A 23,207-nucleotide genomic window follows, 5' to 3' on the forward strand; every position below is an offset into this window, starting at 1 on the left:
CGTGCGGTGGCGGAACTGGATTCGTTCTTGGCGAGGATCGGGTGGACGCTGGCCGAACGCGCTGGTGAGAGCGTTCCGGACGGGATAAGGGCGAGCCGGGCTTGACCACTACCAGGTCCGCAAATGGCGCGCCTGGTATGCCCACATCACCTTGTCGATGCTCGCCCTGGCCTGGCTCGCTGCCACGAAAAACCATGCCGCAAAAGGGGAACCGGCGACCTCGATGACGACATGATCGCACTCACGTTACCGGAGATCCGCCGCCTGCTCATCTCGTTCATACTCACCCCGGTACATGCTGCCGAACACATCTGGGCCTGGTGACGCTGGCGGCGTCGCCGACAACTCCGCCCGCGTCAGCCACTACCGACAGCGAGGACACCCGCTCAGGTGAGCACGATCGCCGCACCAATAGTCAGGCGAGGTCTAGCGGGTGCATATTTCCACCGCGAACCATCCAGCTCATGAACGTTCCGATCTTGCCGCATGCCACACACCGCTCCGCGGTCGCCAGAGAACGAATGCCCCCAACGCTTTCCGAATACAGCGAGAATCCGACCGCGATGTTGAAGTCCTCCTCCTCACATACGCACACCTGGATCTGGGTGTTGATATCGGACCAGTACTCTCCGGAACCGGCGACGAAGTGCTCGGCACCACAGCCCCGGCACTCACGACGCATCGTGCCCTCCTCCGGGTCACCAGTCACGCCGAACACCCCGCCTCCGCATTCACAACACACCGAGCGTCGGACCTCGTCGACGGGATAACCATCCGCACCGATCTCACGGAGAAACCCATCCAAGTCAGCAGCGTCGTCACCCACGTGCCAATCCCCATCCATGCGCAACACCATGCACAGATCAAAGCAAACTCCCCCGGATGCCTCCCCAGCTCTGGCACTGCACGCGAGTGCCGTTGCAGTACTAAAAGCCATCGAAGTCCACAGAGCCGTCGTGCTGTCCTACGTGCTGAACCGGGAGTGGGCGTTCACGGCCCTCTGCTGTTGCGTCGATTCGTTAGTCGACAGGCCCTCGGGCCGTCAGGACGATCCTGAGCACGTGCTCGACCGCGGACTCGAACAATGCTCCCCGTAGCTCATTTCGTGCAGCGAGGTTGCGGGTGGCGAGGTCGAGCATCTGATCGGGGGTTAGGCGGCGTACTACCAGGGCGGCAACGTCTTCCAGATCGAGTTCGTTGTTCGCGTTATCCAGTCTGGTCAGGGCGAACGAGACGACGATCTCCTCGTCGGTCATACTTCGCCTCCGCCGTTCGCTTGTTCGGCCACGCCGTGGTAACTGGGACCAATACTACGGCGGCGCACCGTTCAGGCAGATACTCCATGAATGCAGTGCTGACCCATCCCGCCACATTCTTGTGGCTGGGAGCGAAGCCTCGCGCAGCAGCGGACGGCCGCCGGTGTTAGTTTTCTGGTCGTGAGCGTCGAGCTGGCCGGTGGCGTCGAGCAGCGCCTGTCCGATTCTCCCTATGTCGAGCGGGTCTATCTGGCCGGGTCGGCTGCTGGGACGGTAGCGGGGCGAATGCGGTCGGTGGCGAATTCGAACTGGGAGCTCGTCGTCTGGCGTGACCGTGGGGAGACGCACGTTTCAGTCCGCGGCCCGGAGACCGGTCCTACGGTGCTGGAGCTGGGGCCTAGTACGGGCGAAACGCTCGGGATCATCTTTCGGCATGGTGCGTTCCTGGCGCCGATGCCGGTGTCGGCGCTGGTCGACACCGCGGTGTCGAGTGCGCACACCACGTCGCGCTCGTTCGTGTTGCAGGGCGAGGAGTGGGAGATCCCTGCCTACGACAACGCGGAAGTCTTTGCGGACCGCCTGGTTCGCGCTGGGCTGCTGGTGCGCGATCCGCTGGTCACCGATGTACTTCGCGGTGAGACCACAACTTTGGTCACTCCTCGGTCGGTGCAGCGGCGAGTGGCTGCGGCGACCGGGCTGACGCAGGGCGCGATCCGGCAGATCGAACGGGCCAGACAGGCCGTACTGCTGCTGCAGCAGGGGATCCCGGCGATCGAGGTGGTGCAGCGGACGGGCTACCACGACCAGCCGCACCTCGCGCGCTCGATGACCCGGTTCATCGGCCGCACGGCATCCCAGTTGCAGCACGCCGATGGTGAGGAGATGCTGTCGCTTCTGTACAAGACCGAGGTCGAGGTACGCCCCTAGGTTTTGTGGTGTCGCCGGGAACGCCCGGCACACCGAAAATCCTTGGAGAGGCACGTCATGGCACTCACGCAGATCTACGTCAACCTGCCGGTCACCGACCTGGACGCGAGCACGAAGGTGTACACGGCGATGGGAGGCACGATCAATCCGGACTTCACCGGGGACACCTCCGCCCAGGTGGTCTTCGCCGACGCGGTCGTGGTGCAGCTGATGACGCGCGAGACGTTCGCGACCTTCACCAAGCGCGACACGGCCGATGGTCCGATCGAAGTGATCAACGCGCTGGCTGCCGGATCGCGTGAGGAAGTGGACCGCCTGGCCGATGCGGCGCTGGCCGCGGGTGCCACCGAACCACGAGAGGCCCAGGACCTGGGCTGGCTGTACAACCGGGCGATCGACGACCCGGACGGCCACTGCTGGGAGCTGCTGGCCTACAACGCGGGCGAGGACGGCGACGCGCGCTGACTACACCGGCCGGAGGGCGTCGTCGGGCGCGAAGCCCTCGGCCGTAGAAGGTCCCCGGGCGCGGATCGCGGCGTGGGTGCCGCTGAGTGACTGTGCGCTCATCCCCTCTTCCTCGCTACCATCCATACCGTTTGTGTTCGTATCGGATTTGCCGGGTCGTAGGGCCCGGTAGCGGATCGGTGGGGGCGGATGAGACAGATCCTGTTTGCGGTGGCGATTGCCTTGGCGGTGTCGATCACCTTGACGCCGTTGCTGGTTCGCTGGTTCACCCGAGCGAAGATGGGCCAGGAGATTCGGCAGGAAGGCCCTTCGAGCCACCAGTCGAAGCGCGGCACGCCGACCATGGGCGGCATCGCCATCGTCGCCGGCATGTGGGCCGGTTATCTGGGATCGCATCTGATCGGGCTGCGCTACGACGCGCCGGGCGTGACGGCCTCAGGGTTGCTGGTGCTCGGATTGGCCACGGCGATGGGGCTGGTCGGGTTCCTCGACGACTTCATCAAGCTCTACAAGCGGCGCAACCTCGGGCTCACCGCGAAGGGCAAATACGTCGGCCAATTCGGTGCCGCAATCGTTTTCGGCATCCTCGCCCTGCGATTCCCCGACAGCACCGGGCTGACTCCGGCCAGCCGGCACATCTCGATCATGCGTGATGTGGGCTGGCTGTCGCTCGTGCCTGCGCTGTTCGTACTGTGGGCCTGCTTCCTGGTCGTCGCCTGGTCGAACGCGGTGAACATCACCGACGGGCTCGACGGGCTGGCCGCAGGATCCATGGCCCTGACCTTGGGCGCCTACGTGTTGATTACGTTCTGGCAGTACCTCAATGCCTGCACCACTCGCCCCGGCGCAGGCTGCTACGCAGTGCGCGACCCGCTGGACCTGGCGCTCATCTGCGCCGCGACGGCAGCGGCGTGCGTGGGCTTCCTGTGGTGGAACGCGGCGCCGGCGAAGATCTTTATGGGCGACACCGGATCTCTCGCTTTGGGAGGACTGCTCGCGGGGCTGTCGATCACGACCCGTACCGAACTGCTGATGGTGGTCATCGGCGCTTTGTTCTGCGCCGAGATCCTCTCGGTCCTGTTGCAGATCGTGGTGTTCCGAAGAACCGGTCGACGACTGTTTCGCATCGCGCCGATGCATCACCACTTCGAGCTCAGCAGCTGGCCCGAAACCACCGTCTCCATCCGCTTCTGGCTTCTCGCCGGACTGTCCGCGGCCGCCGGTTTGATGCTGTTCTACGGCGAGCACCTCTCCGTCACGGGCTGACCGCGCACTCGTCTGCCGCTGGTCGCGCTGACCGAACCGGCCAGCGGACCGCCGGAACCCGGTGCGGTGCGGAACGTCCGCCTGAGCCCACACCGAGTTGCGTATGAGCGTCAGGACCGTGCGGCCACCACCTCGGTCGCCACCTCGAGGAAGTTCAGGTCGGTGACGGCCGGGACCAGGATGAACTCGTCGCACCCGGCCTGCTCCGCGCCGTCGAGAATGTCGGCGAGCACCTCCGGACTCGATGCACGCGCCGAGGTGGCGATCACCTCGGCCAGCTTGGGTCCGAGGAAGCCGAGGTAGCGAGCGGTGAAGGAGCGCAACGCTTCTGATGCGTCGGTGACGCCCAGGGCCGTGAAGCAGCCACTCACCTTGCGCGGGGTCGTCGCACGACCGGCCTCGGCCCAGCAACGGTCGGCGAGCTCGCCCGCCGCGGCGATCTCGTCGGCGTTGCCCGGGATGCTGAAACCGGAGATGCCATCGGCCCACCGCGCCGCCCGGCGCATCGCCTTCGGACCCATCGCACCGGCGAGGATGATCGGTCCACCCGGCTGCACGCACGCCGGCCCGACCGGGTCGGCACCCTCGAACGGTGGCTTGCCGTCGAGCAGTGCTTTCAGCTCGGCGACCTTGTCATCGAGCTGCTGGTGCCGTCTCGTGAAATCAGCGCCGAGAGCGCGGTAGTCGTGTTCGCGACCGCCGACGCCGACCGCTACCTCGAGGCGGCCGTTCGCGAGTTGGTCGAGCGTGCCGATCTGCTGGGCGACCATCGCCACCGGATGCTGTGGAAGCACCCAGAGGTTCGCCAAGACCTGCACCCGCTCTGTCACCGCCGCGCAGGCGCCCAGCGTCGCGACCATCTCCGGATTCGAAAACGTCACCCGCTCGCCCACCGAGACGCTCGAGAACGGGCCCGCGTCGATTCGCCGCGCCCAGTCGACCGTCGTACCCGGTCCGTACCCGGGAGCCATCTGCGGAAGTGCAACACCGATCTTCATGTGCTGACCCTCTCAGAGTCACCCGGCTCCCGTCACGCGATCCCAATTCAGACGGGGGATACCCACCAACCGGCTGAGCGCCACTCGGGCCCCCGACAGCGCGCGCTCATGCCGAGTTGAGGGTGTGGATGACTCCGGCTTCGAAGATCGATCGACGCTGTGCCGATCCCCGAAATGCCGTCGCCGTCATCAGTCGCAACGGCTTCCGCCCTTGATCGGCCGCCACGGGCCCCTTCCTGCGTTCCGCATTGCCCCACAACATGATTAGGGCGATTGACCGATAGCGTCTGATTTCCTTGATCGCTACCATCGAGTTGGTCGTTGGGCAGACACTCCCAGCATCTCGAACCGAGGATGGCCCACTATGCGCTGGATGCGATCGAGAGTCTTCGCCGATCCGCCGGTGGAACTCACAGACGCGGAACGCAAACGGGGCGAGCGGGCAGCTCGTCAAGCCGCCCGCGACGCGCGGAAGTCCCTGGTAAGGACAAAGCGGTACCAGTATCGGCGCTACCGGGAAAAGGCCGGTGACAAGTATCTGGATTGGCAACAGTGGCGCATCACGTATCTCGAGGAATACAGAAGCGGACCCCTCCCCGAGTCCACGAGGGGCGGCATCTCCGCAGGGGACAGCTTCAGTGCGAGCTGACGCCGTGGGGCGGGCTGAGCGGGTCAGCCTCTGAAGAAATGCCGTGCGTACACGGTTGCACTCCATTCGATCTGGTCGCTGACGCAGGCAATTCAGGCGCTACGGAACCATCCGCTCATGCCGCTTACGGGTCGATCCGGAGCGGCTGAGATGTCGACGCGAATTGGTCGGGGGAGGATCAGCTGCCATCACCTCCTCGCTGATGAGCTGGCGGTCATCGCCGAGGACGACGAACCTCCCGGTACCTGCGGAGGAGAGGGAATCAGCGTTCTTGCCGATGGTGACTTCCATCTCGGTGCACTGCTCGGCCACCGCCCAGGTCGTAGTGGACGCATCGGCCGTCGGGCTCGCGGCGGCGAGTTCGGCACCTGCCCCTGATCGCCTACGCCGGGGTGGTCTGCAGCGGCGAGTCGGTGTGGCCGTGTCGGATTCGACGCGCTGTCATCAGGCAGGCGGTGAGCCAGAGGCCGCCGACGAGCCAGCCCGCGAGGATGTCGGTGGGCCAGTGCACGCCCAGGTACAGCCGCGACCATCCGATCGCGGCGATCAAGCCTGCCGTGAGGGCGACCAGGACCATTCGCAGCGCCCGGACCCGCAGATGGGTGACCGCGATGGCGACGACCGCGCCGAGCACGACGAGCGAGCTCAGGCTGTGGCCCGACGGGAAGGATTGGTTGGTCTCGGTGACCAGGTGATCGACCACCGGTGGACGCGATCGGCCCACCACATGCTTGCCGATGAGGACCAGTGCGCCGGCGCCCGCTGTCGCGACGATCACCGTGGCGACTTCGTTCCACCGCCGCCGCCACGCCAGCACCGCACTGGCGGTGAGCGCGACCGCGAGCATGGACATCGTGTCGCCGGCGTCGCTGAGCAGCCGCGCGATCGCGGTGAGGTCCGGTGCCCGGTGGGCAATAACCCAGCCCAGCCAGCCCGGGTCGATACGGGTCAACCCGTCGCGATCGACGACATTGTCGGTCAGCTCCCCGATCGCGGCGACCCACGCCGCCAGCACGATCATCACAGTGATCGATACCAATCCCGGTCGTGGCCACCAACCCGCACGCGTCGTCATGGTCGTGACCATGCCACACGAGGATCCGGCCAACCCTGAGAGTTCGCCGTTCGGAAAACGATGGCCAGCGGCGTGTGGTGAACCCGGTCCCGACCGCGCCGAGGAGCACCAGCTGCCCGTCTTGGTCGTGGGCGGCGATGAGCAGGGATCCGAACACCTCGCCGCCGGCGTGGCTGGGCAGCCAGCCGACGACGACCGCTTCGGTCGCGCGCCGCAGCGGGAGTTCCGCCAGGCCTGAGACCTTCCGGCCCGGTATGTGGAGACGCGTACACCGCCTACTGCCGCGCCAAGCTGGCGATGATCATGGCAACCATCGACTATGCCGAGGAACTCGACGGAACCGGTGTCACCGTGAATGCCCTGCAACCCGCAACCCTCATGCCGACGACCATGGTGCGCGAAGCCGGTGTCACACCGATCAGCACCGTCGCCGGCGGCGCAAACGCCACTCTCCGCCTGATCTGCGATCCAAGCCTGGCCCAGACAACAGGCAGGTATTTCAACGGCACCCGACAGAGCCATCCGCACACACAGGCAGACGATCCGGCGACACGCCGACGGCTACGCGAAATCAGCGACACAGCAATCGGTTTGGTCGTGACATGAGCACCTGGTGGGCCGGGAGGTCACGCACCCCTCCCGGCCCACCATTATGCTGAAGGGTGCGTCGGATACCTCAGAGCCGGGCATCGCACCCCCGAATCAGGAGCCGGACTGGCCCGCGGTGCCGTTGATCAGACTGAGGATGTTGATGATGGCGTGGCTGCCGTTGTCGAGTGCCGAGCTGCCGGAGTCGAGCATGGCAGAACCGGAGGACGAGCCTGCCGAACCCGAGGACGAGCCGGCGTCAGCCGAACCAGAGGACGAGCCTGCCGCACCCGCGCCGGTGGCGGGAGAACCGGCAGCGGAGGCCGCCGCGACCGGGCCGAGGAACAGGGCGGCGGCCGAGAGGGTCGCGGCGGCAACAATCTTGCGAGAGAACATGGAGGGAGCTTCCTTTCACAGTCCAGATAACGACGCCATCACGACGCACACCAAAATGTTATGAAGAAGAAACCCAAAAAACCACCCCTGGTTCTGTGCGAATAATCATCGTTAACAATTGGCAAACAGCGGACTTTGCCGAGGTAAAGCTATTTGATCTTCATTCCGCCCCCCAAATTCGATGATCGAATTCGATTGCTTTTTCTACGGCTCCGCGTATCGGACTGCGGCGGAGGAGATTTCGTATCGGACCTCCGATCCCGGCCCGGCGCGACCTCGAGCTGAACGACCCGCTCGGGGACCCGTTGATATGGCGGCGATCCGCCGTTCCCGAGTGAACGCGAGGGCGCGACATACTCATCGGACGATGTCGTCCTCGACATCTCTCCCATCCTGTGCTACTCGGGGCCAGCGGCTCGGCGCAGCGCGTACCGCGCGCCGCCGCACCCCTGGCTCGGTGCGGTGAGGCCGACCCCGCCGGCGACGTCGAGGGCAGGCCCGCGGTCGGCGTCACCTGATCGGCACCAGCACATCCGCACCAGTCGTGACCTTGGCCCCGGAACGAGCGAACCGAACGACACCGACGCTGAGGCCACCGCCGGGACCGGGTGAGCAGTCGCGCCACCGCGTTCGGAAAACGATGGCCAGGTGCACGCTGTGGGAGATCAGTTGCGCTCGGGGATCGAGACTTCCGCTGGTGAGAGGTCGAAGCGCAGGCCGCGCCACGATGGGTGGCGCAGGCCGGTGGCGGTGCGTTCGCGGTAGGCGACATCGCCGACGAGGTGTGGGGCGACCCAGTGCGCGGTGGCCGTGATCGAGCGCGGGATCTCCCCGGCGACCGGCGGCGCGGCAACCGTCAAGGCGTGCAGCTCGCGCTGCAGGGAGTGGCGGGTGAGGTCGCTGAATCCGGTGCCGACCGCGCCGAGCAGCGTCAGGTCTCCGTTCTCGTCGTGCGCGGCGATGAGCAGGGATCCGAATACCTCGGTGCTGGTGTGGCCGGCCAGCCGGCCGACGACCACGACCTGGGCGGAGCGGCGCAGCGGGAGTTTGCGCCATGCCTGGGACCGCCCGACCTGGTAGGTGCTGTCGACGGGCTTGCCGATCACGCCCTCGATGTCGTGTTCGGCGGCGACCTCCAGCATCCGCGAGACGGGATATCGCGATAGGACGGCGACAGCAGGACCGGGCCATGGGTGAGCCCAGCTGTTCGAGGTGCTCGCGGCGCTGCAGGTAGGGCAGTGTGCGCAGGTCGCGGTTGCCGAACCTCAGCAGGTCGAACACGTACAGGCACGCCGGTACGGTGGCGCCGGAAGGCGCACCATGACCCGCAGCGTACCCACTAAACAAACCGACAGGTTGCCGTCCGAGGGGCCCACCGCCAGACGCCCGGACCACTCGAATCCGGGGCGGCGCGCCGGCGGTGCTACACGTTGCCGCCGCCCGTGTTGGCGGTGCAACCGGTAGGCGTGAATATGCACGCCAGGAGGGCGAGGGGGAAGTTGAGGAGACCGACCGATCCGCTGGAGGAACCGGTCTCCGCGACCGGGGCTGGCGCGTCGGCGAAGGCCGGTGGCGCGGCCACCGCCTGCCCGGCTCCGACGGTCAGCGCGGTGGCAATGCCGACTGCCGCAAGGAAAGTGCGCATGCAGGTGAACCCTTCGATCGAGCGCGGGCCCGAACCGCTCGGCCCCGTCGGTGAAGAGTTAATCATTTCCATTTCAAAACATCCGGCGGATTCAGTGCGCCGAGAGCCCCGAATTCCATGGGGTTGGGCGGCGATTTGTGGAGGTACCCGCGGCCCTTCCGATGGCGGTCGGGCTGTTCGCCACCCCGCCTCTCGCCGGACGCCCCCGAATACTCGGGCGCGTCCGGCGAGCTGGACAGGACTGTGTTGGTCCTCTGAGTGGTTGGGGCTCTGCGACTTTGGGTCTCTACCGGACCCACACGATCTCTCCACACTTGGTCGACGGATCGGACACAACTCGTCGATACAGTGACCGCGTGTTGGTTCGTGATAAACCGTGGAATCGCTGGAGCAGTTTCGCGTACCTATTGCAGGTCGTTGCCGTCGGCGCGCTGGCTCTCGCGTGGGCGGCGATCGGGCTCGGACTGTTCTCGGGCCGGGGAGTGGATCCACGGTTCGCGCTCGAAGCGGGCGACCGCTTCGAGGCCAACCTCGCGGTCTATTGGCCGTTCCTGCTGGTGATCAGCCCGCTGCTGGCCGTCACTGGCATGTTCGGGCTGTTGCCATACCGGTTCGCGCCTGGCGGCACCATGGTGGGTGGGGTAGTTGCCAGTTTGTTCGCTCAGTGGGTGGGAACCGAGCTGTACTTGTCCGACTACAAGCGGGAGCTACCCGGACGCCTCGAAACGAGCTTCGGCGCTGCGTGTTTCGCAGTTGCCGTAGCGTTCGCCGCAGCTTTCTTGCACTTGTATGGCAACCGGTCCGGTCGGACGCGTGTCGCTTCGATTCGAGGCGGAGCAGTGCTGGCGGTCGCCATTCTCGTCAGTGCCTGGGTCACGATTCCGCCGCTGATCGCGGGCAGTGGCACTCCGTCCGGTGTCCTGGCTGGGTTCGTCACCGACCCCCATTGCGGCAGGAAAGTGTCGGACTGGACCGACGAGGGACGGGCGACCGTCTACAAGGGCGACGCGAGAACTCAGTCGTATCCGCCGAAGGATATGCCCGACACTCGGTTCGGGGTCGTGGTCACACTGCGTAACGGCATGGGCAGCGTCGAAACCACCCCGCCGACCGCGATCTCGTTCCGAGACGAGCTGCCATTTCGGTCGGGTCCGCCAGTAGCCGAAGTGCTGCTGTCTCGGGATGGCACAGGCAACGGGTTCGCGTTTACTCGTCTGCGCGATCCGAAGTGTGAGTCCGGCAGTAACCGGGTGGTTTCGGCGACCTACATCTATGACGACTACGACAGAACGAACACGCCTCAGATTCGGGGCGCGGTATCTCGTAGCGAGTAACGCGCTGGCAGGGGTGTTTGATCGGCGTCGCTGATCTGGATGTCCGCACATGCCGCTGACAAGGCTGTTCGGACCGGCCACTGGCGGACTCTGACACTGCGGCCCGGAATGCGTCGTCCTATGTACCTTCAGAGTCCGCCGCCACCGGAGCAGTGGGGTAGACCAGGTCGTAAACGAACGAGCGATCTCCCTTGAAGCTCACCCAGACTCCTTCGGGCGGAAAGGCACCCCGCCCGGCATCGTCGAACGGACGACTCGACACTGCGCCATCCGACGTGCACACCGCCCATCCGAAATCGGGAAGGCGCAGGCAGCGTATGTCGAGGTCGACTCGCTTGTATGACGGGTAACCGTATGCGTCCCCGTCGCGGACGAACTCGTAGGTCAATCCGTCCACCCGCCGCACGAAGCGTATGCCCTGCATCAAGCCATCTTCGGCGGCGAGCTCCGCCAAGATCAACCGGAGATTGGTATCTCAGCAAGGCAGACCTGCTCGACCCCACGCGAAAAGCGGTCCCAGTAACCGAGAGATCGCGTAGCCGTCTGATGCTCGCTCATATGCTGGCGGCGTGAGCGATATGGCGTATTTTCTTGCGGCGGCTGAGCAGAGGTTCCTACTCGATGTGGACGATGTGGTGGATTCCTTGATCCAGGAGGGGGTTCTCTTGCCGGTCGACTGGTCCGGCGAGGAACGGACCGGACAGATAGCGCAGTTCGTGGCGGGCCGGGTGGCGGCCTTTGGGAAGGATCGCGCGGTTGTCGCTGCCGTCGAGTCCGCAGCTGGGGAAGCGGCCGGGGCTGACCTCGAGCGTGGTGAACACGTGCCCGCGATCCTGCGCGCAGTGGATGCTGCCCTGGCGAGTGCGGGGTTGGCGCTTGGCGAACTGCGCTCCGGCGACGACACGTATCGTGTCGGCGTCATGCGTCGCACGACGGCGTCGAGTCTGGCGTGGGGTCTGGATCGGCCTTCTCCCGAGTTGCTCTACATCATCGATTGTCCGTGCGGTGGCATGAACGTGTGGCAGCTACCCAAGATGGAAGCGAAGCCTGGTGAGGGCGAGTGCAACTCGTGTGGTCGGGACTTGTTCGATCCTGCCGGAACCCCGATCGTGCCCATGGTCGTGGAGCCCGTCTGCTGAGGTGGTTCATCAGTCTGCCGCGCGAGCGCTCAGCTCTCGTCCTCGAGAGTCAGCACGACCAGGGGGATCGGTCGGTCGATCTTGGACTGGAAATCCGCGAGCAGCGGGTTGTTGGCCAGCACCCAGGCCGCGAACTCGTCGTAGTCCTCGGCTTCGAGCACCTCGCCGGTGGCCTGGTAGGTCTTGTCTCGGAGCTCGATGGTGACCCGCGGATTCGCCTTGATGTTGTGCCACCAGGCCGGGTACTTGTCCTCGATGAACGAGCTCACGTACATGGTGTCGTCCCGGTAGAGGGGTCCCAGCGGAGTCGTGTGCCGCTTGCCGCTCTTAGCTCCGGTGGTGGTGAGCAGGATGAGGTTGCCGCCCGCGTATGCGCCGCCCACCTTGCCCGAGTTCTCCCGGAACTCCTTGATCACATCATCGTTCCAGTTGGCGATGCCGCCTTCCTGGTCCCATGCCTGGTTCCATGGCGCGTTCGGATCGTCGTAGTCGGTGATGTCGGCCTGATCCGGATGTCCCGCAGTCGATTCGATGTCGCTCATGATTCGAGTCTGTCGGGGATATAGGACACACAAGGTCCTAGTTCACCGAGAAATCGAGTCTCATGCCGCATGTCGGCTTCCCCAACGACGGTGGGCGACCCCCGAAGTGGTTCGATCGGGGGTATGAGCGACAGCGGGAAACCCAGAACAGTCGTGTCCGCCGAGCGTGAGGTAGCCGCCGGGGCCGCACGGATCTTCGCATTGATCGCGGATCCCGCGCAGCAGCCCCGCTGGGACGGGAACGACAATCTCGCCGACGCCGCGCCCGGGCAACGGGTGCGGGCGGTCGGAGACGTCTTCGAGATGACCCTCACCCACGGAGTCGTCCGGCGGAACCTGATCGTCGAATTCGAGGAGTCGCGCCGAATCGCTTGGCTGCCTTCGGAACCCGGCGCGCAGCCGCCCGGGCACCTGTGGCGTTGGGAGTTGGAGCCGTTGGGCGACAACCGGACCCGCGTGCGGCACACCTACGACTGGACCAATCTGGCCGATGAGAAGCGTCTGGTCAGGGCGCGAGCCACCACCCCGCAGATGCTGCAGGGATCGGTGGATCGGCTCGCGGCGCTGGCCGAGGAGGAATGAGCGGGCCGTAATCGTTCTGGTCGAACCACTTGCGGGTCAGTGAATGCCGGTGGTCGCGGTGCCGGTGAGGAACTCGCCCGCGACCGGGGCGAGGAGCCCGATGTTCGGGTTGTGGCTCAACTTCGGCACCTCCCGGTGAATCGCGTTGGGCAGCACCGCCGCGACCGCCGCCGCGCCGGTACGCAGCAGGGCGCCGCTCTTCGACCCGGAGATGACCAGGGTCGGTGCGGTGACCCCACTCCAGTCCGCGGCGTCGAGCGCCGTGCCGCGCATGTACGGCCCCATCACGGCCCAGTCGTGGGCGGTCGACGGTGCGGTGGCGAGCATGCTCTTCCACATCGGCGTGAACCGCATGATCGCGGTGAACAAGCGCGGCATACCCATGGCCTCGGTCATGTAGAACGTGACGGTCTCCGCGCGCCGGTCGGCGGCGATCAGCTCGTGCAGCCGGTCCTGCAGATCGGGTGAGGGCACGAAGTTCTCGTCGTCGACGACGAAAGGCGGCTCGAACGCGACCACCCGATCGATCCCCGGCACCCGCGCCGCGGCCCGCAACGCGAGACCGGCTCCGGAGGACCAGCCGAACAATGCCGCCGAGCCGCCGGCCGCCTCGACCAGCGCGGCGATGTCGTCGATCTCGTTGTCGACGTTGTACTCGCCCGGCGTATCGGTGCTGTCGCCGCGGCCGCGCCGGTCGTAGTTGATGACGGTCAGGCGATACGTTTCGGCAAGCTGCTCAGCCAATTTCACCATCTTGGAGAACTTCCGCTCACCGAAGGCGCCACCGATCAGGATCACCGTCCCGGCGTCCCCACCGATGTAGCGGTCGAAAGCCAGCTCGATTCCGGCAGGGGTGGTGATGGTCTCCATGGCTGAGGCCCTTTCGTTTCGTCGATGCGCGATCGTGGTTCGCGTGTTCGGTGGTGTGGACGGCGCGAGGCGTCGAAACTCATCGCCGCACGCAGATCTCGCTGGTGGGGGCGACGATTCACCAGTCCCGGCGCCAGCCGCTCGGAAGACCTAAGCTGGCCGCGGGCAAACGTACCCAAGGACACCAGGAGTCAGACAAATGGCTACACCTCGCGACGCGCTGCTGGATCTGCGGCGGGCCGCCTCGGCGGGACTGCTCGATCTCGACGGGTCCGATCCCGCGTCGAGCGATGCGGTCCAGGCCCGAGAAACCTTGCTGGAGCCGCACTTCGGTGCCGTCGAGTGGTCGGTTCCGCCGAGCTACCGGGCGCTGCTGGCGGAGCACAATCGGCTGCGCTGCGTTCGGGAGGAGGAGGACCTCGAGTGCGAGTTCGTTCTCGTGGACGAGGGGGAGCTGGTCGAGTTGAACGCCGATCTGGTGCACCTGCCCGAGGGGGTCAGTCGCGAGCCGGGACGGTACCTGTCGACCAATCACCTGGTCGGTTTCGCTGAAGCCGGGTATGAAGCGGTGTGGTGTTTCGATGTCGCGCAGCCCGGCGCGGACGGCGAGTACCCGGTCTACTACCACCATCAGGACGAGCCGCGAGCGCGCTACCTCGCGGACGGTGCGTGGGAAGAAGAGGCCGACGCCGTGCCCGACTTCCCGTCATTCGCGGCCTGGTTCGAGGCGATGACCGCGGCCTTCACCGCCGCACAGCCCCCGGCTTGGCTCGACGAGATGGGCACCCCGGCCCTGGTCTGGCTCGCCCGTGACGGAATCTTCCAGGCCCGGAACTGACCGGGTGTGGCCGGCGGAATCCGCGTCACTCGACTTACCCGCGCACGGTTGGATCGATGTCGCCGATCGCGCGCGTGAGACGTGACGCGGCTTCGCTGTCGTCGTGAACCGACAAGGCCTGGTTGACGATCAGCCAATCCGAGATGTCATCGCCGCCGACGTACTTGCGAAAGCAGTTGTACATCGCGTAATACGCGAACTCGACCGGGTCGGGGAAAGTGAGGTCGTCGTCTTGCAGCGCGGCGATGGGCTCGAGGTACCGGCTCCCGACATCCGCGAGATCCTCACCGGCGCGGGCGGAAAGCAGCGCGTCGGCCGGAAGCTCGACATCCACCTGATGCCGCATTCCGACAACCGAGTCACGGTAGCGAAGCTGGGCGCGCTTGCCCCGGGTGTAGTCGATCCAAGCCGGCAGCGCGTCCTCGCACAGCGACAGGTGAACCTGCCGTCGGCGATCAGCTCCCAGCTGGAAGAACAGTTCCCTCGGCGTCATGTCCGAAGGGTACGGCCTTCCCGACCGCGAACCGATGTAGGCACCGGTCCGGTCGGTATGGTGGCGAAATGCGTTTCAAACCAGGGGGATTAGAAGGAAGGACCATCCCGGCAGTCGTCCTGACACCCCGCAGGCTCCGAACGGTCATGAACCTCGCCCCGTCTCTCCTGTTCCTCGGGGTGCGCGTCGACCGATTCGCCGATGACTGGACCTCCACCGAGGTGAGCCTGAAGGTGCGCCGCTGGAACTCCAACCACAACGGTGCCGCACCGGGCTGGTCCCTGTTCGCGATGACCGACCCGTTCTTCGGAATGATGGCCAACGGCCAACTCGGCCAGGGCTATCGGATCTGGAACACCACCGCCGACATCGAGTTCGTCGCCCCCGGCCGCGGCACCGTCCGCTCCACGATGCTGATGCCCCGCGACTTGATGGACGACATCCGCCGCACCACCGCCGACGGCTCGAAATCCATCACCGAACACGAAACCCGGATCGTCGATTCGAACGGCGCCCTGGTCGCTCGCGCACACCAGACGCTCTACGTCCGGAAGATCGCGCAGTAGTAGCTGCCAGGACCAGTCGCGCCGCGGCACGATGTCGGAGTGTTCCGCTAGGGTCCGGGCCGTGACTGATCGTGAGACCTTCGCCCCGCTGGTGTTCTTCGAGTACGACCACAAGCCCGGGCACTACTGCCTGATGCTGTCCGACAACCACATGCTCGCCGCCGAGGCCGTGTTCGCTGAGTTCGGTTACGACGGTGGCGGTTACGGCTGGTCCGGTGTCGCGCGGTCCGCGGTGGCGATGCGGGCGCCCGAGCTGGCGGATCGGCTGAACTACGACCCCGAGGCTGGGATGTTCGTCGCCTACGGGGACGACGCGGAGGCGCTTCAGCGCCTCGGGGCGCTGTTGCAGGAGGCGCATCGTGACTCGACGGTCCTGTCCGGGTTCATCGCGGGCGGCGACCCCGAGTGGTTCGACTGACCGGTGACGGCGCGCCGTCCGTACGATCGCTGGTGTGACCGACGACAGAGCAGTCAGCACCGTGGACCTCGGCCTCGCGATTCAGAACCTGCACGACGATCTCGCGGCCTGGTTGGGTAGCGAGGCGGAACTCGAGGTGTTCGAACGCTTCGCCGGCGCGCAGGATGCGGGGTTCACCATGGTGAGTACCGACGGGTCGGTGGTTGCGCGCGAGGCGCTCCTCGCGGGCCTGCGCACGGCGCGGAATGCGGTGCCTGGTCTGCGGATAGAGATCGACGAGGTTGTCGAGCTGAACCGAGCGGGCGGGATGGTCGTCGTTCGCTTCCTCGAAGTCCACCACAGCCGGACCGGCAGCGCCGCCCGCCGGGTGACCGCGGTACTGACCGCCGAACCGGACGGCTTCCTGTGGCACTCCGTCCACGAGACCGCGATCGACTGACGCGCTGTTCGACCCCTCCGACGCTGATTGGTCGAGTCATGAACACGAACGCTTTGTTCTTCGGCCTGGCGGTCACGGATTTCGCGGCAGCCGACCACTGGTACACCCGCCTGTTCGGTCGAGCAGCCGATGTCGTGGTGACGCCCGGAATCGAAGCGATGTGGCAGCTGGGCGACACCGTGTTCGTCTACATCGTGATCGACCCTGAGCGCGCCGGCCGGGCGCTGGTGAACATCGCCGTGCCCGACCTGGAGACCGCCGTGACCGAAATCGGCTCACGCGGTGTCGAACCGGGCCCGTTCATTCTCGTCGGGCCGGACGGTGCAGCCGGTCGCAAAGCTCCGTACGTCGATCCGGACGGCAACTCGATCTTCGTCATCGAGATCGCGGCAGCATGAGTGGCGTGACCGCGCGCGGATCTTCGGCGCGATCCGGAGTGGACCCTACAAGGACGAGTAGTTCCAAAGTGCGTCCACGACGAGCGCGGCGCCGAAAAGTACGAAGAGGACTCGAATCGACAAGGGGCCGAATCGGGTCAGGGCGCGGACGAAACCGCGGTAGAACCGCTGTACACGGGCTGAGCGGCGGGTCGCGGCGAACAGTACCAGGAGGGGTGGCACCAGGGCGATGAGGCAGTAGGCGGCCACGATCAGGGGCCACAGGGCCGGTCGTGGTTCTCGGATCGTGAGCATCGCCAGTGCGGCCAGGTAGGGGACTGCGGTTGGCGCCTGGGCGAGGCCGATCGCGGCTCCGATCAAGCCCAGGAGTAGCGGTCGGCGTCTGGCCTCGATGGCCCAGGGCGGGATTTCGTTGGTCGTGTGGCTCGGTAGTCGAAGTGCGCCGAGGATCAGCAGGAGCGCACCGATGACGAGTTCGGCCCAATAGCGAATGGTCGGCGTGATGTCGAAGTGGATGAGGTCTGTCAGGAAGCCGAGCCCCAATACGGTGCAGATCCCGAATGCTGTTGTGACAGCGAAGAGTCCTGCGATGAAGCTCAAAGCCCCGGGAACCGGTGAGCGACGGCCCAGCCGGCTGTCGACGACCACCGCGGCGGTGATCCCTATGTTCAACACGTGCAGGGAATCGAGGAAGGCGAACCCCGCGAGCGCCAGTAGGAAGATCAGCATGACCCAACCGACCATACAGACCAGCCGCCTCACCCGGATCGCCCCGACGAGCTCACGTGCGGCGTTCAATCGAAGTAGAACGTGTTCTATATTCGGGGGTAACCGTTCCGCGAGCCCTCGGGAGTTCACTACATGTACCAGTGGTCCGACGAAGACCTGATGTTCCGCGACGCGCTGCGTGGGTTCATCGACAAGGAGATCAAGCCCAACGTCGAGCAGCTGGAGAGCGGGGCGCTGCCGCCTTTCGACATCATTCGCAAGCTGTATGCCACCTTCGGGCTGGACGAGCTGGCGAAGGAAGGGCTGGAGAAGGCGTTCGCGAAGGAAGAGGGCGGGAACACCGGTAAGCCTGGCAAGTCGGGTGGCGGGTTCAGCGGGTCGGGCAGCATGGGGGTGATCCTCAATAGCGAGCTGGCGGGGATCAGCCTGGGTCTGGTGGCCTCGATGGGCGTGAGTCTGGGGCTGACGGTGGGCACCATCCGCAGCCGCGGCACGCTGGCGCAGAAGAAGCGGTGGCTGCCGGAGCTGGTCACGTTCGAGAAGGTCGGCGCGTGGGCGATCACCGAGCCCGACTCCGGGTCGGACGCGTTCGGCGGCATGAAGTCGTACGTGCGGCGTGACGGCGAGGACTACATCCTCAACGGTCAGAAGACCTTCATCACCAACGGCCCGTACGCCGACGTCACCGTCGTCTACGCCAAGCTGGACGAGGGCGACGGCGTCGACAAGCGGGACCGCAAGGTGCTGACCTTCGTGCTCGACAAGGGCATGGAGGGCTTCACGCAGAGCAAGCCGTTCAAGAAGATGGGCATGAACTCCTCGCCGACCGGTGAGATGTTCTTCAACAATGTCCGCATCACCCCGGACCGCCTGCTCGGCGAGACCGAGACCCCGGCCAAGGGCGACGGCAAGGACAGCGCCAAGGAGTCGTTCGCGGCCGAGCGGATCGGCATCGCGTCGCTGGCGCTGGGCATCATCAACGAATGCCACCGGCTCAGCATCGACTACGCGAAGTCGCGCAAGCTGTGGGGCAAGGAGATCGCGCAGTTCCAGCTCATCCAGCTCAAGCTGGCCGAGATGGAGATCGCGCGGATCAATGTGCAGAACATGGTGTTCAACGCCATCGAGCGCACCGCGGCGGGGGAGAAGGTGTCCCTGGCCGAGGCGTCGGCGATGAAGCTGTACTCCTCGCGCGCGGCCACCGAGGTCGCCATGGAGGCGGTACAGCTGTTCGGCGGCAACGGCTACATGGCCGAGTACAAGGTCGAGCAGCTCGCCCGTGACGCCAAGTCGCTGATGATCTACGCGGGCAGCAACGAGATCCAGGTGACCCACATCGCCAAGGGTCTGCTCGCCGGCTAGGCCGTCGCCGGTCGGCACGCTCGCGGGCTCACCCCATCAGTGTCTCGATGAGGTTGGCGCTGCCCGCGGGCGTGCACAGCGACACCGCACCGGTGTGCGGGTCCACCAGCGCCGACCCGAGATCCAGTCGCGCGCTGATCAATTCGAAGAACCCGGCCAGCGACTGCGCGATCACCGCACGCACGGCCGGGTCGGGTCCGTAGGTGATGACCTGGCCCGCGGTGCCGAACGGCCCGGGGCTGGTGTCCACCGCGAAACCGCAGTCGCCGTCGTCCGCGGTGAACGGCACCCACCCGGGCTTCCAGAACTTCCGCGACACCGCGCCCGGTTCGGGGCAGTGCACCCAGCGGTCGCAGTCGACGCCCGCGCGGTGGAAGGACTCGGCCGTGCGCTCCTGCACCGTCTGGATCGCGATGATCTCCTCGACCCCCAGCAGCCGGTGCAGGAAGAAGTCGCCGTCGTCGTCGGTGCCGTCCGCGACCGACAGCATGGCGACCAGCGAATCCGGCAGCGGCAGCCCGAAAGCCGCGCGATAATTCGCCAGCGCCGCCCGGGACGCGGGCGGGCGGAAGTGCTCCCGAATGCCCAGGGAACCGGCCTCCATCCAGCCCAGGATTCTGGAGAACGCGGACCCCGTATCGAGTGACGGCACGCGGTACTCCTACGAGATCGCCTGGTAGCGGGGCACTCTGGTGTGGAAGTCGAAATCGGCGCGCCTTGTGTCGAGAGTGCCTGTTTCCGTGGTCATTTCGGGCCGCCTTCGATCGGAAGGGTCCACACGTGGCGGACGCCGCTGTGGTGGAGCCGCTCGCGAATACCGGTCGCCGTGTCCGGGTGATCGGTGAGGGCGAGCAGGCATCCACCGAGCCCGCCGCCGGTCAGCTTCGCGCCCAGTGCGCCCGCCTCCAGCGCGGCCGTGACGCCCCGTCACATCGGTGCGGTGCTCGAACGCGCAGTCGCGCTGCTGTCCGCGGCACAGCTCGATGACGGTGTCGGACAGCTCGGCCACCATGGCCGTCGGCGGTGGATCGGCGGCACGGTGGCCGGAATCGGTCGTGCGGCGAGCCAAAGTGTCCATCTACGAACTCCTGCCGGGGCCGGGTGAGCGCGAGCGGGGTGGAGCGAGAGGGACTTCAAGGTAGGGGCGTAGCAAACCAACCGCTACGCACGGTTACGCATGAGAAGAATGCTCCGCGCGCATAATTCGCCTCGGCGGGTCGGCCGACGATCCCGGGGATGCGCGGAAATAGCCTCGTCAGCGGCAGTGAAGCACTATCGTTTCTCATCGCTCACGCAGTTGTGGGCGACAAGTGAGGAGCACACTTTCATGAAGAATTCCCACCGTGCCGGCATCGGCGCGACGGCCATCGGCGCAGCGGCCGCCGTCGCCGCGCTGACCGCCCCCAACGCCAGCGCGTTGGTCAACTCGATCACCGTCAGCGACGCCAAGGTCTGCCTCAACAAGGCCACCACCGTGACCGTCGCCGTCACCCCGACCTCATTCCTGTTCGATGTCTCCCTCAGCGACAACGACGCCTCGGTCGGCAATGCCAAGGTCTCCAACAGTCAGGCCGTCTTCTCCTGGACCCCGACCACCGTCGGCTCGCACACCCTCAAGGCGATCCAGGAAGTCATCAGCACCAAGACCATCACGGTGGACGTCGTGGACTGCACCCCGATCCCCGGCCCCGGCACCGGCTCATCCGCGAGCAACCCGCTCGCCGGCCTGCTCAGCAGCCTCTCGGCCAAGTAGCGCGCCGCGAACCCGGGGGTGCGGCGCACGGCCGTGCCTCCGGGCCCGGATCGGCTGAGCCTCCGGGCCTGTATCGGCCGCGCACAGTCAATTAATTGATCAGTTAGCCTGACCTGATGGCGCTACGAAACGCGGTGCTGGCCGCCCTGCTGGACGGTGAGGCCTCCGGCTACGACCTGGCCAAGGGTTTCGACGCCCCCGTGGCGAACTTCTGGGTCGCCACCCCGCAGCAGCTGTACAAGGAACTCGAGCGGATGGCCGCCGACGGGCTCATCGAGACCCGCGTCGTCGAACAGGAACGCCGCCCCACCAAACGCTTGCACGCCATCACCCCCGCCGGACGGGCCGCGTTGCGCGAATTCATCTCCGAGCCGGCCAAACCCACCGCCATCCGCGACGAGATGATGGTGAAGGTCCAGGCCATGGAACCCGAGGACGCCCCGGCGGTGCGAGCCGCCGTCGCCGCCAAACAGGAATGGTCGCGGGCGCGGCTGGCCCGCTACGAACGGCTGCGCACCCGGATGCTGGACGGGCGCAGCGAACAGGCCTACCTGGCCGAAGTCGACCGGGTCGGGCCGTATCTGACGCTATTGCGCGGAATCTCCCTGGAACAGGAGAACATTCGGTGGGCTGAGTTCGCGCTGTCTGTCATCGAACGGCGAATCGGGGCCCGCGCGTAGGGTTTCCGCGCGGGCCCTGGTGCGCTTCACTTCGACCGGAGTTCCTCGACGGCCTTCCGCAGGCGGTCGTCGGCCCCGTCGTCGGCGGGAGCCGCCATCACGACGCCGTCCGCGAGCCCGCCGTAGCGCTCCCACAGGAGTCCTGGCAGCGCGGCGTACTCGCCGCAGACGAGCAAGGTGTCCAGCACATCATCGGTCATCACGGCCGACAGCCGGTCCCACCGCTGCGCCCGCGTCAGTTCCCGTAGCCGGTCGAATAGTTCGGGCAGGCCGAGCCGGACGAGCGTGGGTTTGTAGGACGGCGTGGAGTAGAGGAACGCGAGCAGGCGGCGCATCCGCTCGCGTTCGCGACTCACCAGCTCGGCACTCGCACCGGTGGCGACCGGCGCGGAGGCGTAGATCGGGGGCGTGGCCCGCGCGCCCTCGACCGCGCCCGCCATCAGGGCGGGTCGCACCACGTCGCGCAGATAGCCCGGATCGGCGTTGGTGGAGTGGGTGATCACGCCGTCGGCGAGTCGTCCGGCCAGCGTGCACATTCCGGTGTTGACCGCGCCCAGCAGCACCGGAGGCGCGGCCATCTCGCTGGGCCCGGGATTGAAGTAGGGCTGCATGCGCGTGAGCCGGTAGTGGTCGCCCTCGTAGCGGACCGATTCACCGGATGCGAAGGCCGCGAACAGTTCCCGCACGGCCTCGACGTACTCGCCCATCCGGCCGACCGGTTCGGTCCAGGGCATGGCGTACCGGTCTTCGATGTTCTGTTTGATCTGGGTGCCCAGCCCCAGTTCGAACCGCCCGCCCGAGAAGCTCGCGAGGTCCCACGCGCTGTAGGCGACCAGGGTGGGGGAGCGGACGAAGGCCAACGTGATCGCCGTGCGTACCGTGATGCGGCTGGTGTGTTCGGCGGCCAGCAGCGCCACCGCGAAGGAGTCGTGGATCGTCTCCGGAATATGGATGCCGTCGAAGCCGAGGGCCTCCATCCGGCGCGCCACCGCGGGCACCTGCGACAGGGGCAGGCGCGGATCCAGGGCTGCGAAAACTCTCATCGGCCGTCTTCCTCGGGTGTCGCGTGTTGTCGACGCCGACGGTAGCGAACCGGTGGGTCCGGGTTACATTTGCGCGGTCCGCATTCCTCTGCGAAAGGGTCACCCATGTCGATCGCCGCTGACAAGGTCGTCTCCATCGAATACACCTTGACGGCCGACGACGGCGAGGTGCTGGACACCTCCGTCGGCGACGAGCCGCTCATCTACCTGCACGGCGCGGACAACATCGTGCCGGGCCTGGAGCAGGCGCTCGAGGGCAAGAGCACCGGGGACGAGCTGACCGTCGTGGTCGAGCCCGAGGACGGCTACGGCGACTACCTGGCCGAACTGGTCAGCAGCGTGCCGCGGGACATGTTCGAGGGCGTCGACGAGCTCGAGCCGGGCATGGAGTTCCACGCCGAGGCCCCGGACGGCGAATCCCAGATCGTGGTCGTCCAGCAGGTCGACGGCGACGAGGTCATCATCGACGCCAACCACCCGCTGGCCGGTCAGCGGCTCAACTTCGCGGTCAAGGTGGTCGACGTGCGCGACGCCACCGCCGACGAGCTCGCCCACGGCCACCCGCACGGCGACGACGACCACCACCACTGATCCTCCACCGGGTCGGTTCGCCACGAACCGGCCCGGTGAATCCTCCGAAATCCGGTGCGGCCGACAGGGTTCGTTTTTCGGCCAATCGGCCGATGTCGCCCCCGGATCACGCGGTCTGTGACTACGTTCTGCGAAAGCAACGAGTGGTCCTGTGCGCGCGGCCGG

At 66.3% G+C, this 23,207-nt stretch carries 33 protein-coding genes and 1 pseudogene; 18 read left to right on the forward strand and 16 right to left on the reverse strand.

Annotation, left to right across the window (positions count from 1 at the left end):
• Window positions 1-94 precede the first annotated feature (94 nt).
• Window positions 95-235 (forward strand): annotated as a pseudogene (locus ACQPYY_RS11360) (IS701 family transposase); the annotation flags it as partial.
• 180 nt (window positions 236-415) lie between these two features.
• Here ACQPYY_RS11360 and ACQPYY_RS11365 read toward each other — a convergent pair.
• Both ACQPYY_RS11365 and ACQPYY_RS11370 read right to left on the reverse strand, forming a co-directional pair.
• Window positions 416-856, reverse strand: coding sequence for a hypothetical protein (locus ACQPYY_RS11365; RefSeq protein WP_433593697.1), 441 nt, complete (start codon window positions 854-856; stop codon window positions 416-418).
• A gap of 163 nt (window positions 857-1,019) precedes the next feature.
• Complete coding sequence (locus tag ACQPYY_RS11370) at window positions 1,020-1,256, reverse strand: hypothetical protein (RefSeq protein WP_379096272.1); 237 nt, start codon at window positions 1,254-1,256, stop codon at window positions 1,020-1,022.
• 180 nt (window positions 1,257-1,436) lie between these two features.
• On the opposite strand from ACQPYY_RS11370, the gene ACQPYY_RS11375 reads away from it, so the two are divergent.
• From ACQPYY_RS11375 to mraY, 3 genes are all read left to right on the forward strand, one after another.
• Window positions 1,437-2,183 carry a helix-turn-helix domain-containing protein gene (locus ACQPYY_RS11375; RefSeq protein ID WP_433593698.1) on the forward strand — a complete coding sequence of 249 codons (747 nt, stop codon included), beginning with the start codon at window positions 1,437-1,439 and terminating at the stop codon, window positions 2,181-2,183.
• 57 nt (window positions 2,184-2,240) lie between these two features.
• Window positions 2,241-2,648 carry a VOC family protein gene (locus ACQPYY_RS11380; protein ID WP_433593699.1) on the forward strand — a complete coding sequence of 136 codons (408 nt, stop codon included), beginning with the start codon at window positions 2,241-2,243 and terminating at the stop codon, window positions 2,646-2,648.
• Between the two features lie 189 nt (window positions 2,649-2,837).
• On the forward strand, window positions 2,838-3,914 hold the full coding sequence (gene mraY / locus ACQPYY_RS11385) for a phospho-N-acetylmuramoyl-pentapeptide-transferase (protein ID WP_433593700.1): 1,077 nt from the start codon (window positions 2,838-2,840) through the stop codon (window positions 3,912-3,914).
• A 110-nt stretch (window positions 3,915-4,024) separates the two neighbouring features.
• Here mraY and ACQPYY_RS11390 read toward each other — a convergent pair whose 3' ends face one another.
• The 3 genes from ACQPYY_RS11390 to ACQPYY_RS11400 form a co-directional block, all read right to left on the reverse strand.
• Window positions 4,025-4,912 carry an LLM class flavin-dependent oxidoreductase gene (locus ACQPYY_RS11390; protein ID WP_433593701.1) on the reverse strand — a complete coding sequence of 296 codons (888 nt, stop codon included), beginning with the start codon at window positions 4,910-4,912 and terminating at the stop codon, window positions 4,025-4,027.
• A 748-nt stretch (window positions 4,913-5,660) separates the two neighbouring features.
• A complete protein-coding gene (locus tag ACQPYY_RS11395; RefSeq protein ID WP_433593702.1) occupies window positions 5,661-5,873 on the reverse strand; it encodes a hypothetical protein in 213 nt (70 codons plus the stop codon).
• A 70-nt stretch (window positions 5,874-5,943) separates the two neighbouring features.
• Window positions 5,944-6,582, reverse strand: coding sequence for a phosphatase PAP2 family protein (locus ACQPYY_RS11400; RefSeq protein WP_433593703.1), 639 nt, complete (start codon window positions 6,580-6,582; stop codon window positions 5,944-5,946).
• A gap of 4 nt (window positions 6,583-6,586) precedes the next feature.
• On the opposite strand from ACQPYY_RS11400, the gene ACQPYY_RS11405 reads away from it, so the two are divergent.
• Together ACQPYY_RS11405 and ACQPYY_RS11410 are read left to right on the forward strand one after the other, a co-directional pair.
• Complete coding sequence (locus tag ACQPYY_RS11405; protein ID WP_433593704.1) at window positions 6,587-6,874, forward strand: hypothetical protein; 288 nt, start codon at window positions 6,587-6,589, stop codon at window positions 6,872-6,874.
• A gap of 65 nt (window positions 6,875-6,939) precedes the next feature.
• Entirely contained in the window at window positions 6,940-7,242 is a 303-nt protein-coding gene (locus ACQPYY_RS11410) for a hypothetical protein (protein WP_433593705.1), read from the forward strand.
• A 96-nt stretch (window positions 7,243-7,338) separates the two neighbouring features.
• Here ACQPYY_RS11410 and ACQPYY_RS11415 read toward each other — a convergent pair whose 3' ends face one another.
• From ACQPYY_RS11415 to ACQPYY_RS11425, 3 genes are all read right to left on the reverse strand, one after another.
• The gene (locus ACQPYY_RS11415) at window positions 7,339-7,620 is read right to left on the reverse strand and encodes a hypothetical protein (protein ID WP_379096295.1); all 282 of its coding nucleotides are present in this window, start codon (window positions 7,618-7,620) and stop codon (window positions 7,339-7,341) included.
• A gap of 665 nt (window positions 7,621-8,285) precedes the next feature.
• On the reverse strand, window positions 8,286-8,762 hold the full coding sequence (locus tag ACQPYY_RS11420; protein ID WP_433593706.1) for a hypothetical protein: 477 nt from the start codon (window positions 8,760-8,762) through the stop codon (window positions 8,286-8,288).
• A gap of 281 nt (window positions 8,763-9,043) precedes the next feature.
• Window positions 9,044-9,265 (reverse strand): hypothetical protein, encoded by a 222-nt coding sequence (locus ACQPYY_RS11425; RefSeq protein WP_379096298.1) that lies wholly within the window; start codon window positions 9,263-9,265, stop codon window positions 9,044-9,046.
• Window positions 9,266-9,621: 356 nt separating this feature from the next.
• On the opposite strand from ACQPYY_RS11425, the gene ACQPYY_RS11430 reads away from it, so the two are divergent.
• Window positions 9,622-10,599 carry a hypothetical protein gene (locus ACQPYY_RS11430; RefSeq protein WP_433593707.1) on the forward strand — a complete coding sequence of 326 codons (978 nt, stop codon included), beginning with the start codon at window positions 9,622-9,624 and terminating at the stop codon, window positions 10,597-10,599.
• 118 nt (window positions 10,600-10,717) lie between these two features.
• On the opposite strand, the gene ACQPYY_RS11435 is transcribed toward ACQPYY_RS11430, so the two are convergent.
• Window positions 10,718-11,059 carry a hypothetical protein gene (locus ACQPYY_RS11435; protein WP_433593708.1) on the reverse strand — a complete coding sequence of 114 codons (342 nt, stop codon included), beginning with the start codon at window positions 11,057-11,059 and terminating at the stop codon, window positions 10,718-10,720.
• Window positions 11,060-11,177: 118 nt separating this feature from the next.
• Here ACQPYY_RS11435 and ACQPYY_RS11440 point away from each other — a divergent pair, with 118 nt between their 5' ends.
• Window positions 11,178-11,738: a DUF6630 family protein gene (locus ACQPYY_RS11440; protein WP_433594621.1), complete on the forward strand. Its 561-nt coding sequence runs from the start codon at window positions 11,178-11,180 to the stop codon at window positions 11,736-11,738.
• Window positions 11,739-11,767: 29 nt separating this feature from the next.
• On the opposite strand, the gene ACQPYY_RS11445 is transcribed toward ACQPYY_RS11440, so the two are convergent.
• Entirely contained in the window at window positions 11,768-12,280 is a 513-nt protein-coding gene (locus tag ACQPYY_RS11445) for a nitroreductase/quinone reductase family protein (protein WP_433593709.1), read from the reverse strand.
• Window positions 12,281-12,403: 123 nt separating this feature from the next.
• Here ACQPYY_RS11445 and ACQPYY_RS11450 point away from each other — a divergent pair, with 123 nt between their 5' ends.
• Window positions 12,404-12,862 carry an SRPBCC family protein gene (locus tag ACQPYY_RS11450; RefSeq protein WP_433593710.1) on the forward strand — a complete coding sequence of 153 codons (459 nt, stop codon included), beginning with the start codon at window positions 12,404-12,406 and terminating at the stop codon, window positions 12,860-12,862.
• A 36-nt stretch (window positions 12,863-12,898) separates the two neighbouring features.
• On the opposite strand, the gene ACQPYY_RS11455 is transcribed toward ACQPYY_RS11450, so the two are convergent.
• Complete coding sequence (locus tag ACQPYY_RS11455; protein ID WP_433593711.1) at window positions 12,899-13,732, reverse strand: alpha/beta fold hydrolase; 834 nt, start codon at window positions 13,730-13,732, stop codon at window positions 12,899-12,901.
• Window positions 13,733-13,931: 199 nt separating this feature from the next.
• On the opposite strand from ACQPYY_RS11455, the gene ACQPYY_RS11460 reads away from it, so the two are divergent.
• A complete protein-coding gene (locus tag ACQPYY_RS11460) occupies window positions 13,932-14,570 on the forward strand; it encodes an SMI1/KNR4 family protein (protein WP_433593712.1) in 639 nt (212 codons plus the stop codon).
• Between the two features lie 34 nt (window positions 14,571-14,604).
• Here ACQPYY_RS11460 and ACQPYY_RS11465 read toward each other — a convergent pair whose 3' ends face one another.
• Complete coding sequence (locus tag ACQPYY_RS11465; RefSeq protein WP_433593713.1) at window positions 14,605-15,063, reverse strand: hypothetical protein; 459 nt, start codon at window positions 15,061-15,063, stop codon at window positions 14,605-14,607.
• Window positions 15,064-15,209: 146 nt separating this feature from the next.
• On the opposite strand from ACQPYY_RS11465, the gene ACQPYY_RS11470 reads away from it, so the two are divergent.
• The 4 genes from ACQPYY_RS11470 (at window position 15,210) to ACQPYY_RS11485 (ending at window position 16,884) form a co-directional block, all read left to right on the forward strand.
• Complete coding sequence (locus ACQPYY_RS11470; RefSeq protein ID WP_433593714.1) at window positions 15,210-15,629, forward strand: DUF4442 domain-containing protein; 420 nt, start codon at window positions 15,210-15,212, stop codon at window positions 15,627-15,629.
• A 61-nt stretch (window positions 15,630-15,690) separates the two neighbouring features.
• Window positions 15,691-16,047, forward strand: a complete 357-nt coding sequence (locus ACQPYY_RS11475; RefSeq protein ID WP_433593715.1) for an immunity 51 family protein — start codon at window positions 15,691-15,693, stop codon at window positions 16,045-16,047.
• Between the two features lie 61 nt (window positions 16,048-16,108).
• Window positions 16,109-16,486 (forward strand): hypothetical protein, encoded by a 378-nt coding sequence (locus tag ACQPYY_RS11480; RefSeq protein ID WP_433593716.1) that lies wholly within the window; start codon window positions 16,109-16,111, stop codon window positions 16,484-16,486.
• A gap of 38 nt (window positions 16,487-16,524) precedes the next feature.
• Window positions 16,525-16,884: a VOC family protein gene (locus ACQPYY_RS11485; protein ID WP_433593717.1), complete on the forward strand. Its 360-nt coding sequence runs from the start codon at window positions 16,525-16,527 to the stop codon at window positions 16,882-16,884.
• A gap of 45 nt (window positions 16,885-16,929) precedes the next feature.
• On the opposite strand, the gene ACQPYY_RS11490 is transcribed toward ACQPYY_RS11485, so the two are convergent.
• Complete coding sequence (locus tag ACQPYY_RS11490) at window positions 16,930-17,613, reverse strand: GAP family protein (protein WP_433593718.1); 684 nt, start codon at window positions 17,611-17,613, stop codon at window positions 16,930-16,932.
• Window positions 17,614-17,745: 132 nt separating this feature from the next.
• Here ACQPYY_RS11490 and ACQPYY_RS11495 point away from each other — a divergent pair, with 132 nt between their 5' ends.
• Window positions 17,746-18,975: an acyl-CoA dehydrogenase family protein gene (locus tag ACQPYY_RS11495; RefSeq protein WP_379096346.1), complete on the forward strand. Its 1,230-nt coding sequence runs from the start codon at window positions 17,746-17,748 to the stop codon at window positions 18,973-18,975.
• Between the two features lie 28 nt (window positions 18,976-19,003).
• Here the strand turns inward: ACQPYY_RS11495 and ACQPYY_RS11500 are convergent, their stop codons facing one another.
• Window positions 19,004-19,627, reverse strand: coding sequence for an SMI1/KNR4 family protein (locus ACQPYY_RS11500; RefSeq protein ID WP_433593719.1), 624 nt, complete (start codon window positions 19,625-19,627; stop codon window positions 19,004-19,006).
• Between the two features lie 92 nt (window positions 19,628-19,719).
• Entirely contained in the window at window positions 19,720-19,884 is a 165-nt protein-coding gene (locus tag ACQPYY_RS11505; protein ID WP_433594622.1) for a hypothetical protein, read from the reverse strand.
• Window positions 19,885-20,302: 418 nt separating this feature from the next.
• Between ACQPYY_RS11505 and ACQPYY_RS11510 the strand changes: the two genes are divergently transcribed.
• Both ACQPYY_RS11510 and ACQPYY_RS11515 read left to right on the forward strand, forming a co-directional pair.
• On the forward strand, window positions 20,303-20,728 hold the full coding sequence (locus ACQPYY_RS11510) for a hypothetical protein (RefSeq protein ID WP_357289575.1): 426 nt from the start codon (window positions 20,303-20,305) through the stop codon (window positions 20,726-20,728).
• Between the two features lie 116 nt (window positions 20,729-20,844).
• Entirely contained in the window at window positions 20,845-21,408 is a 564-nt protein-coding gene (locus ACQPYY_RS11515; RefSeq protein ID WP_433593720.1) for a PadR family transcriptional regulator, read from the forward strand.
• A gap of 26 nt (window positions 21,409-21,434) precedes the next feature.
• Here the strand turns inward: ACQPYY_RS11515 and ACQPYY_RS11520 are convergent, their stop codons facing one another.
• Window positions 21,435-22,451 carry a TIGR03617 family F420-dependent LLM class oxidoreductase gene (locus ACQPYY_RS11520; protein ID WP_433593721.1) on the reverse strand — a complete coding sequence of 339 codons (1,017 nt, stop codon included), beginning with the start codon at window positions 22,449-22,451 and terminating at the stop codon, window positions 21,435-21,437.
• Between the two features lie 105 nt (window positions 22,452-22,556).
• Here ACQPYY_RS11520 and ACQPYY_RS11525 point away from each other — a divergent pair, with 105 nt between their 5' ends.
• Window positions 22,557-23,042: an FKBP-type peptidyl-prolyl cis-trans isomerase gene (locus ACQPYY_RS11525; RefSeq protein ID WP_357097191.1), complete on the forward strand. Its 486-nt coding sequence runs from the start codon at window positions 22,557-22,559 to the stop codon at window positions 23,040-23,042.
• The last annotated feature ends 165 nt before the right edge of the window (window positions 23,043-23,207 follow it).

This window comes from Nocardia sp. CA-145437 (genome assembly GCF_050956485.1).
Lineage (GTDB): Bacteria > Actinomycetota > Actinomycetes > Mycobacteriales > Mycobacteriaceae > Nocardia.